Raw genomic sequence first — 9590 nt, forward strand, 5'->3', positions numbered from 1 at the left:
GGTTAAAGTGCCATACTTCAACAAACATCTGTTTTGCACCGTAATCAGAGAACGTTGACTCAATTTTGTTAATCAATGCCTGAGCCGTGCCTTGTTTCCGAAACTCAGGTAACACATAGAGCTCATCCACACTTCCCATCATAACCGGCTGACTGACGGTAGAAACAAGTTCACAGAAATGACCAGAGATAAAACCAATAATTTCATCTCCTTGTTTTGCTACATAAACAAGACATTCAGGATCATCAATGTATCGAGCAATACTCTTTTCTTGCTCTATCTCCTCTGCAGTTTTGAACAGCTCAGGAGATTGAAGATGATGCTCATCATGCAGCTCAAACATAAGGTCGTTGAGCGACTCAAGGTCGCTAAAACACGCAGATTTAATTACAAACGTGGTCATACAAAGGGTCACTAAAAATTGAATGGCTGTAGTTTGTGAGGAAAATGCAGTATTGGCAAGTCACAAAATTGCCTGCACGAGACGTTTACGCTATCTACAAACAAAAAAGCCCCTGCACTTAATAAGCGTACAGAGGCAGAACCAACCTACAGAGTTCGAGGATCAGGGGTTAGTTAGAATTGAGTTTTAATTAACGTCTTAACACTCGTTCAATTTCGTTCAAGCTACTTGGGTCATCAATCGTTGACGGAACGGTGTATTTTTCACCATCGGCTATTTGACGTATGGTTCGGCGCAGAATTTTACCCGAACGTGTTTTCGGTAAGCGATCTACAACCAATGCATGCTTAAAGCAGGCAACTGCACCGATCTCACTACGTACCTTGCCAACAAGCTCACCTTCAAGATCAAGCTCGTCCACTTTGACACCATCTTTAAGTACCACAAAGCCAAGTGGGAGTTGCCCTTTCAGATCATCGTGAATACCCACCACTGCACATTCCGCAATCGCCGGATGACCACCGACAATTTCTTCCATTTCGCCTGTCGATAAACGATGCCCCGCGACATTAATCACGTCATCAATACGTCCCATAATGAACAGGTAACCGTCTTCATCCAAATAGCCACCATCACCTGACACATAGTAGCCAGGGAATTGGCTGAGGTAACCAGTTTCAAAACGGTCATGGTTACGCCAAACCGTTGGCAGACAACTCGGTGGCAACGGACGTTTTAATGCGACAAAACCTTGTTGGTTAGGCCCGACCGACTCTCCAAGTTCATTCAGAATCTCGACCTGATAACCCGGAATTGGCTTCGTCGAAGAACCCGCTTTAACTGGCATCATTTCGACACCTGTCGGGTTGCCCGCGATGGCCCAGCCCGTCTCGGTTTGCCACCAGTGGTCAATGATGGGCTTGTCCGCTTTGCTCTGAACCCACTCCAGTGTCGGAGGGTCAAGGCGTTCTCCCGCCATAAAGATGGTTTTCAGATTCGACAAGTCGTACTGTTTTAAGTGCTCGCCTTCCGGGTCCTCTTTCTTAATCGCACGAAACGCCGTTGGTGCAGAGAACAACGCATCTACTTTATATTCATCACACACTCGCCAAAATGCGCCAGGATCCGGTGTTCGGACGGGCTTGCCTTCGAATAGGATAGTAGTGCAACCGTGAATCAGTGGAGCGTAAACAATGTAAGAGTGCCCTACTACCCAGCCCACATCAGATGCCGCCCAAAAGACGCCATCTTGAGGAATGTTATAGATTGCGCTCATGGAGTACTTCATCGCGACAGCATGGCCACCGTTATCACGCACAACGCCTTTCGGCTTACCTGTCGTACCCGATGTATAAAGTATGTAGAGCGGATCGGTTGCTAACACCGGAACACAACCGTGTGGCAACGCTTGGTTGTACTCTTGCTGCCAATCCAGATCTCTTTCTTGGTTTAGATCGGCTTCGCACTCAGGACGCTGGAATATAAATACTTTTTCAGGCTTCCATCGGCTGTCCATAATGGCCTTGTCTACCATTGGCTTATATGGAATAACTTTGTTGATCTCAATCCCACATGACGCCGTCATGATGACTTTCGGCTCTGCATCTTCAATTCGTACAGCAAGTTCATTAGGTGCAAAACCACCGAATACAACGGAGTGAATCGCCCCCAAACGCGCGCAGGCTAGCATCGCCATTGCGGCTTCTGGAATCATCGGCATGTAAATAACGACTCGGTCGCCTTTTTCAACGCCTTGGGCAGACAGCATGCCGGCAATTTTTGCCACTTGGTCAAGCAGGTTACTATAGGTATACGTGGTTTTATTGCCGGTTACTGGCGAGTCATAAATGAGTGCCGTATTATCACCCCGTCCTTGCTCGCAATGGTAATCCAATGCTAACCAGCACGTATTCATTACTCCATCTGGGAACCAACGTTCGATGCCGTTCTCATCAGATTTCAAGATAGTTTTAGGAGATTCGAACCAATCGATATTCTCCGCTTGAGCGCGCCAAAAACTCTCCGGTTCATTCTTCGCCCATAAGTATTCTTTTTCGTATGAAGACATATTGCTTCCTCCAGTATGTCCTGACATTGCTCTCGTTCTATTCAAAGACCGTTCTTTTCACTCAAAGACATCAGAGGGTACACGCACAAATCCCTCCATTAGTATTCTCGCACTTCGGCTCATGATGGCTTTGTGTACCACCCAGCCCTGTTCAGCTTGCTTCGCTTGTGCTCCAACTTTTAACGTTCCTGACGGATGGCCAAAAGTCACTGACTCTTTTTCACCGCCACCAGCAGCCAAGTTAACCAACGTACCCGGCACACACGCCGCTGAAGCGATAGCAACGGCTGCGGTTCCCATCATTGCATGATGAAGCTTGCCCATCGACAGCGCGCGAACGAGCACATCAATATCCGACTCATTAACGGCTTTACCACTTGAAGACAGGTAACTTTTCGGTTTAGAAACAAACGCTATTTTCGGCGTATGTTGGCGTGTTTGAGCTTCTTCTAAATCAGAAATCAGACCCATTTTTAATGCGCCATGCGCACGGATAGATTCGAACATCGCCAATGCTGCATCATCGTTGTTGATGTCATCTTGCAGTTCCGTGCCTTGGTAACCAATCGACTCAGCATCAATGAAAATGGTTGGAATACCTGCGTTGATAAAGGTAGCGTTAAACGTACCCACATCAGGCACCACCAAATCATCGACTAAGTTGCCAGTTGGGAACATGCTGCCTTCGCCATCAGAAGGGTCAACGAAATCGACTTGAATCTCAGCGGCTGGAAACGTCACGCCATCAAGCTCAAACTCGCCGGTTTCTTGGACGAAACCATTAACAATTGGAACGTGAATCAAGATGGTTTTGCTGATGTTCACCTGCCAAACACGCACCGTCATAATGCCATTTTCTGGAATACGATCTTGCGGGATCAGGCCAGCATGGATAGCAAAAGGCCCGATAGCGGCAGACAAGTTACCGCAGTTCCCACTCCAGTCTACAAATGGCTTATCAATCGATACTTGTCCGAATAAGTAGTCGACATCGTGATCGTCGCGGCTACTGCGCGAAACAATCACTGTTTTACTAGTGCTTGACGTCGCACCACCCATGCCATCAATTTGCTTTGCGTACGGATCTGGGCTGCCGATAACACGCAACAAGAGTTTGTCACGAGCTTCGCCTGCCACTTGCGCTTCTTGTGGCAAATCGTCGAGGTTGAAAAAGACCCCTTTACTCGTGCCGCCACGCATATACGTCGCCGGCACTTTGATTTGGCTCATTTGATTCGGAGTTTTGCTTTCCATACCCACTCCTTATTGCGCCAAGAAATCTTGCGCGAAACGCTGCAAAACACCGCCTGCGTTGTACACGTGAACTTCGTCAGCGGTGTCTAGGCGGCAGGTAACAGGAACGTCAACTTTATCGCCGTTGCTACGCGTAATAACCAAGGCCAGATCCGCACCCGGTTTAATCTCGCCAACTACGTCGTAAAGTTCCGTACCATCCAGTTCTAACGTATTACGGTTTACACCTGGTTTGAATTGCAACGGCAGTACGCCCATGCCAACCAAGTTAGTACGGTGAATACGCTCAAAGCCTTCGGCAACGATGGCTTCTACGCCCGCCAATCGAACGCCTTTTGCTGCCCAGTCACGAGATGAACCCTGACCGTAATCCGCGCCAGCCACCACGATCAATGGTTGTTTACGATTCATGTAGGTTTCAATCGCTTCCCACATACGAACCACCTGCCCTTCTGGCTCTACACGCGCCAGAGATCCCTGCACGACTTCGCCGTTTTCCTTCACCATTTCATTGAACAACTTTGGGTTAGCGAAGGTCGCGCGTTGCGCCGTTAAGTGGTCACCACGGTGAGTCGCGTAAGAGTTGAAATCTTCTTCTGGCACACCCATTTTCGCTAAGTATTCACCTGCTGCGCTGCTTGCGAGAATCGCGTTGGATGGTGATAAGTGATCAGTGGTGATGTTGTCGCCCAGAATCGCCAATGGACGCATACCAGACAATGTTCTTTCTCCCGCTAGCGCACCTTCCCAGTACGGTGGTCGGCGGATATAGGTACTCATCGGACGCCAGTCGTACAGCGGGTTGGGATTTTGCTCTTGATCATTCAGCTTAAACATCTGAATGTAAACTTGCTTAAACTGCTCAGGTTTAACATGAGTACCGACAACTGCATCGATCTCTTCATCGCTTGGCCACAAATCATTTAAGTAAATTGGTTTGCCATGTTGGTCAGTGCCCAGTGCATCGCGCTCGATATCAAAACGAATGGTACCCGCTAGCGCATAAGCGACAACCAATGGTGGTGAAGCCAAGAAAGCTTGTTTGGCGTACGGATGGATTCGACCATCAAAGTTACGGTTACCAGAAAGCACCGCTGTCGCATATAAATCACGGTCGATGATCTCTTGTTGGATTTTTGGATCCAGCGCACCACTCATACCGTTACAAGTTGTACATGCGTAACCAACAATGCCAAAGCCAAGCTTCTCTAGCTCTGGTAATAAGCCCGCTTCTTCCAGATACAAGCGTGCAACTTTAGAACCCGGAGCAAAAGACGATTTCACCCAAGGTTTACGTACAAGACCAAGTTCGTTGGCTTTCTTCGCCACAAGGCCAGCAGCAACCACGTTTCTTGGGTTACTGGTATTCGTACATGAGGTAATAGCAGCGATGATCACTGCACCATCTGGCAACTCGCCTTCTTTCTCTTCCCACGCTCCAGAAATACCGCGCTGTGCCAACTCAGAAGTTGGTAAACGACGATGAGGGTTTGACGGACCAGCCAAGTTACGGCTAACTGATGATAAATCGAACTCAAGTACACGCTCGTAAACGGCGCTATCAAGATCGTCTGCCCAAAGACCGGTTTGTTTTGCGTAATTTTCTACTAGAGCAACTTGTTCTTCATCTCGACCAGTTAGTTTCAAGTAATTGATGGTCTGCTCATCAATATAAAACATGCCAGCTGTTGCGCCGTATTCTGGTGTCATGTTTGAAATCGTTGCGCGGTCTCCGATCGTTAGATCACGTGCGCCTTCTCCGAAGAATTCAAGATATGAAGATACCACACGCTCATTACGCAGAAACTCAGTAATCGCGAGGACAATATCCGTTGCGGTAATGCCCGGTTGACGTTTACCCGTCAGTTTGACACCGACAATATCTGGTAGACGCATCATTGATGGTCGGCCAAGCATGACGGTTTCTGCTTCCAGACCACCGACACCTATCGCAATAACACCAAGAGCGTCTACGTGAGGCGTGTGACTGTCCGTACCCACACAGGTGTCTGGGTAGGCAATGCCCTGCTTTGCTTGTACCACAGGAGACATTTTTTCCAAGTTGATTTGGTGCATGATGCCATTCCCAGCTGGAATCACGCTGACGTTTTCAAACGCTGTTTTGCACCACTCGATAAAGTGGAATCGGTCTTCATTACGGCGCTCTTCAATCGCGCGGTTTTTGTCGAAGGCATCAGGGTCAAAGCCCGCATGTTCAACCGCTAAAGAGTGGTCAACGATCAATTGTGTCTCAACCACTGGGTTCACTTTTGCAGGATCGCCGCCCTGATCTGAAATGGCATCGCGCAGACCCGCTAAATCGACTAGAGCGGTCTGACCAAGAATGTCATGACAAACAACGCGTGCTGGATACCAAGGAAAATCAAGATCGCGTTTGCGTTCAATTAACTGTTTCAGGCTATCTGTCAATGTGTTCGGGTCACAGCGACGGACCAGTTGCTCAGCTAGCACGCGAGAGGTATAAGGGAGTGTTTCATAGGCTCCAGGAGAAATGGCATTGACGGCTTCGCGTGCATCAAAATAATCCAGTTGAGTTCCCGGAAGCGGCTTACGATATTGGGTATTAATATTTGTGTTCATGGTTTGCTTCCATTCAGTCTTTACATCTTGCCTTCATCAAGGTTTTCCATTGCTCCAGAAACACAGTGATGAGAGGATCTCCTTCCTCTGCTAGAGAGAATGACAAAGGAAGGAGGTGGTCAACCAAAGCATATAATGCCCTCGTTGACCTTCGCGCTAGCGATTCTCGATAGGCACCCATTCTTGATGATCTGGACCTGTGTAATCTGCGCTTGGGCGAATAATGCGGTTGTTCGCGCGTTGCTCGTACACGTGTGCTGCCCAACCAGTTAAACGGCTCATCACGAAAATCGGTGTGAACAGTTTGGTCGGAATGTCCATGAAGTGGTAAGCCGATGCATGGAAGAAGTCCGCATTACAGAACAGACCTTTCTCTCGCTTCATCACTGATTCCACACGCTCAGAAACAGCATATAGATGTGTATCACCGACTTGCTGTGACAGCTCTCTAGACCAGCGCTTAATCAACGCGTTACGAGGATCACTTTCGCGATAGATGGCATGACCAAAGCCCATGATCTTGTCTTTGTTGGCCAGCATTTTCATGATGTTCGCTTCCGCCTCGTCTGGCGTTTGCCAATCTTCAATCATTTCCATCGCTGCTTCGTTTGCGCCGCCATGAAGTGGCCCGCGAAGCGTACCGATTGCTGCCGTGATACAAGAATGAATGTCTGACAACGTTGATGCACAAACACGCGCTGCAAAAGTTGATGCGTTGAATTCATGTTCAGCGTAAAGGATTAAGGAACAGTGCATCACTTGCTTGTGTAGCGCTGATGGCTCTTTATCTGTAAGCAATCGCAAAAAGTAACCGCCGATGCAGTCTTCGGTTTGATCTTCTGTATCGATACGAACGCCATCGTGACTAAAACGATACCAGTAACAGATGATAGCTGGGAAAAGCGCCAGCATACGTTCCGTCGAATGCAATTGATCATCGAAGCTCATTTCCTGCTCTAGGTTTCCTAACACAGAACAACCAGTACGCATCACATCCATTGGATGAGCAGTAGCAGGAATAAGCTCTAACGCTTGCTTAAGCTCAGCTGGTAAGCCGCGAAGGTTTAAGAGATGTGTCTTGTACGCATCCAGTTCTTTCTGAGTTGGTAAGTGACCGCGTAACAGAAGATGTGCAACTTCTTCAAATTGAGCATTATTGGCAAGGTCAGTAATATCGTAACCGCGATAAGTCAGACCGGTCCCCGTTTTTCCGACAGTACATAAAGCTGTGCTTCCGGCGCTTTGACCGCGTAGGCCTGCACCACCTAACTCTGCTTTCTTTTCTGCAGTTTGAGACATTGTTTGAACTCCTTTTCTGTCTGGCTTTGCCCTCTTTGGAGCGTGTTTTAGCCAGACGAATTTCACGTTATTGAATTAGATAAATTCCGATTATCTTTTCTTGGGCTTCCGTCTATCTTTTCTTTTCCCGCTATTTTCCTTCAGAGAATAGCTGGTCAAGTTTGTCTTCGTAATCGTGGTAGTTCAGGTGCTGATACAACTCTTTGCGTGTTTGCATTGAATCAACCAAAGCTTCCTGATTGCCCACTTCTAGCAAATGCTTATAAACCGTTTCAGCGGCTTTGTTCATGGCTCGGAACGCACTTAACGGGTAAAGCACCATATCGACTTTCGCTTTTGCAATCTCGTCGCAGCCATACAGTGGCGTTGCGCCGAACTCGGTAATGTTCGCCAGAATAGGAACGTGCTTTCCAGTTGCTTGCTCAAGTGCGTTTGAGAACTGAAGGTACTGATCCAGCTTGGTCATCGCTTCTGGGAAGATCATGTCTGCGCCAGCTTCCACACACGCAATCGCACGCTCAATTGCACTGTCCATGCCTTCAACAGCTAGCGCGTCTGTACGAGCCATAATCACGAAGCTTTCATCATTGCGTGCGTCAATCGCTGCTTTTACGCGATCAACCATCTCTTGCTGGCTCACAATTGCTTTGTTCGGACGATGCCCACAACGTTTCTGTGCGACTTGATCTTCCATATGAACCGCAGCAGCACCCGCCTTTTCCATTGCTTTGATCGTGCGAGCAATATTAAATGCGCCTCCAAAACCGGTGTCGATGTCGACCAATAGCGGTAAATCACACGCGTTAGTGATGCGGTCAACATCGACCAGTACGTCGTTCAATGTTGTAATACCGAGATCCGGCAATCCGTATGACGCGTTTGCAATACCGCCGCCAGACAAATAAATCGCTTGATGCCCCAAATTTTTCGCCATCATGGCGCAGTAAGGGTTAATGGTGCCAACAATTTGTAGCGGATTGTTTTGTTCAATAGCGAGTCTGAACTTCGCTCCCGGTGTTAAGCTCATGACGAATTCCTTCTAGTCTTTGTCTAAACTTTCTGTATGTATAATTTGCGATTGGATGAGCTTCCGACTTCCTGAGATGTGTCTTCTCATCAGCATTTCTGCAAGCTCTTCATCGCGATTACGGATGGCTTCCAGAATGAATTTGTGTTCAGTCAGCGCTTCATTTGGACGAGATTGCGCGCGCGGTGACTGATAGCGATACATGCGTAACAAGTGGTAAAGCTCGTCGCACAGCAGAGAAATCAGCTTGCTGTTTCGGCTTGCTTGGATGATACGATAGTGAAAATCAAAATCTCCATGCTGATGGAAGTAAGAGGCTCCCTCCACTTGATCGATGTGCTTAGAATGTGTCGACAATAGCATTTCCAAGCTCAAGAGCTCTTCTTGCGTAATATGTCGCGCTGCTAACCTTGCCGCCATACCTTCTAGCGCTTCGCGAACCGCATAGAGTTCTATCAGCTTTTCTGGAGAAAAAGTGGTCACTCTAGCCCCGACATGAGGAATACGTTCAATGAGCCCTAGCCCCTCTAAACGCATTAATGCTTCACGCAAAGGACCACGGCTGACTTGATATTTCTTCGCCAGTTCAGGCTCCGAGATTTTATGGCCAGGCTTAACATCGCCATTCACAATGACTTCAATCAGTGTTTCTGTCAGTGTTTCTGACTTGGTGTGTTCTTTCTCAGAACCCAGTACTTTATAACGAGTTTTCAACTCAGAGTTCATACTCAGATACTCACGTTACCGACATCAAAATGTCTACAATTTCTTAACCTGAATATAAAGTAGTCGATCAAAGTGTCGACAATCAAGTAAATTGTCGACAATTTAGACTAAGGTCGTAATTTAAATCGAAGAAAATCGTCTATTACGGGCTTGATGGAGGGATAATTGCGAAGGAAAAAATAAATTGTCGACAGCAAAACACCTCTTAACAT

7 protein-coding genes are annotated in these 9590 nt (G+C 47.5%); all 7 read right to left on the reverse strand.

Annotated elements, in window-relative coordinates; all coding sequences use genetic code 11:
* On the reverse strand, positions 1 to 403 hold a 403-nt coding region (locus CAG69_RS20025), incomplete at its 3' end, for a GNAT family N-acetyltransferase (protein WP_161445859.1).
* Between the two features lie 190 nt (positions 404 to 593).
* A complete protein-coding gene (locus tag CAG69_RS20030) occupies positions 594 to 2471 on the reverse strand; it encodes a propionyl-CoA synthetase (protein ID WP_161445861.1) in 1878 nt (625 codons plus the stop codon).
* Positions 2472 to 2528: 57 nt separating this feature from the next.
* Complete coding sequence (gene prpF, locus CAG69_RS20035; protein WP_161445863.1) at positions 2529 to 3725, reverse strand: 2-methylaconitate cis-trans isomerase PrpF; 1197 nt, start codon at positions 3723 to 3725, stop codon at positions 2529 to 2531.
* A 9-nt stretch (positions 3726 to 3734) separates the two neighbouring features.
* The gene (gene acnD / locus CAG69_RS20040) at positions 3735 to 6326 is read right to left on the reverse strand and encodes a Fe/S-dependent 2-methylisocitrate dehydratase AcnD (protein ID WP_161445865.1); all 2592 of its coding nucleotides are present in this window, start codon (positions 6324 to 6326) and stop codon (positions 3735 to 3737) included.
* Between the two features lie 156 nt (positions 6327 to 6482).
* Positions 6483 to 7625 (reverse strand): bifunctional 2-methylcitrate synthase/citrate synthase, encoded by a 1143-nt coding sequence (gene prpC, locus CAG69_RS20045; protein WP_161445867.1) that lies wholly within the window; start codon positions 7623 to 7625, stop codon positions 6483 to 6485.
* A 130-nt stretch (positions 7626 to 7755) separates the two neighbouring features.
* Entirely contained in the window at positions 7756 to 8652 is an 897-nt protein-coding gene (prpB, locus tag CAG69_RS20050; RefSeq protein ID WP_161445869.1) for a methylisocitrate lyase, read from the reverse strand.
* Between the two features lie 12 nt (positions 8653 to 8664).
* Entirely contained in the window at positions 8665 to 9378 is a 714-nt protein-coding gene (locus tag CAG69_RS20055) for a GntR family transcriptional regulator (RefSeq protein ID WP_005395069.1), read from the reverse strand.
* Between the last annotated feature and the right edge of the window lie 212 nt (positions 9379 to 9590).

It is taken from the genome of Vibrio sp. V43_P6S15P86, assembly GCF_009904725.1.
Lineage (GTDB): Bacteria > Pseudomonadota > Gammaproteobacteria > Enterobacterales > Vibrionaceae > Vibrio > Vibrio diabolicus.

Coding starts and splice junctions, on each gene's coding strand:
- prpC (WP_161445867.1), bottom strand. CDS start 7,625: ATGTCTCAAACTGCAGAAAAGAAAGCAGAGTTAGGTGGTGCAGGCCTA.
- acnD (WP_161445865.1), bottom strand. CDS start 6,326: ATGAACACAAATATTAATACCCAATATCGTAAGCCGCTTCCGGGAACT.
- prpF (WP_161445863.1), bottom strand. CDS start 3,725: ATGGAAAGCAAAACTCCGAATCAAATGAGCCAAATCAAAGTGCCGGCG.
- CAG69_RS20055 (WP_005395069.1), bottom strand. CDS start 9,378: ATGAACTCTGAGTTGAAAACTCGTTATAAAGTACTGGGTTCTGAGAAA.
- prpB (WP_161445869.1), bottom strand. CDS start 8,652: ATGAGCTTAACACCGGGAGCGAAGTTCAGACTCGCTATTGAACAAAAC.
- CAG69_RS20030 (WP_161445861.1), bottom strand. CDS start 2,471: ATGTCTTCATACGAAAAAGAATACTTATGGGCGAAGAATGAACCGGAG.